Below are 1,025 nucleotides of genomic sequence, written 5' to 3' on the forward strand. Positions count from 1 at the left end.
GAAAAGATTAAACAGAGGGGCGATGGCGCCCCTTTTGTTTACTCGTCGGGTGCTCATGGCCGCCGGCATCGCCCTCGGTCTGAGCGCCTGCAGTTTCCATTCCGATATTCCCAGCTTTACCGCCAGCGGCTTTGTGGCCGATCAGGGCGTGATACGCCTGTGGCGTAAAGACGATGAGCAACATCGTCCGCAGGTGCTGGTCAGTGTCTATAGTCCCTACCGGGGGCCGGGCACCATCACTACGTTGTACACCTATCAGGGCGACGTGCTGCGCCAAATCAAACGCAACGATGCCGACGGCGATCGAGACTCCATTCAACTGCGCTTTGCCGACGACGGCACGGTGAGCTTTATGCAGCGCCAGCTGGCGACACGCCGCGAACCGCTGACCAGCGATGAGATAGCACTGTACCAATATCAGGCGCGACGTATCCTCGAGGTCAGCAATGCGCTGCGCGCCGGCAAGGTCAAATTACTGCAGGGGCGTTGGATGCAGGGCGAGGTGCAAACCTGCGACGGCCAGCGCTTAAAACCCGGGTTGGATGCCACCGCCATCGGCTGGATCGAAAAACGCGCCCGCAGCAGCAGCCGGCCGGTGAGTGTCGCCTGGTTGGAAGCGCCGGAAGGCAGTGAACTGCTGCTGGTGGCGAACGACGACTTCTGCAGCTGGGAACCGAAAGAAGACCAGCTATAAAAAAGGCCCCGCGCCGCGGAGCCTCTTGTCATGACCTTATCAGGTCAAATCACTTGCCGCGCGCAATCGCGCGATAACCGATATCTTTGCGGCAGAAGCTGCCCGGCCACTGAATGCCTTCCGCCAGCTGATAGGCGCGTTGCTGCGCCTGCGCCACGGTGTCGCCCAGCGCCGTCACGCACAGCACGCGGCCGCCGCTGGTGACGACGTCATCGCCCTGCAGGCGCGTACCGGCGTGGAAGACCTTACCGTCGGCGCTTTCCTGCTGCGGTAACCCCTGGATCACCTCGCCGTTGCGATAATCACCCGGATAACCGCCGGCCGCCAGCAC

Annotated in this window: 2 protein-coding genes; one reads left to right on the forward strand and one right to left on the reverse strand. The window is 62.0% G+C overall.

Going from position 1 to position 1,025, the window contains the following annotated elements:
• The coding region (locus ACGFU6_RS39335; RefSeq protein ID WP_393617421.1) for a DUF1481 domain-containing protein at window positions 1-694 on the forward strand (694 nt) is incomplete at its 5' end.
• Window positions 695-743: 49 nt separating this feature from the next.
• Here the strand turns inward: ACGFU6_RS39335 and ACGFU6_RS39340 are convergent.
• The coding region (locus ACGFU6_RS39340) for a phosphoribosylglycinamide synthetase C domain-containing protein (RefSeq protein WP_393617422.1) at window positions 744-1,025 on the reverse strand (282 nt) is incomplete at its 5' end.

It is taken from the genome of Streptomyces sp. NPDC048462, assembly GCF_043200175.1.
Taxonomy (GTDB): domain Bacteria; phylum Actinomycetota; class Actinomycetes; order Streptomycetales; family Streptomycetaceae; genus Streptomyces.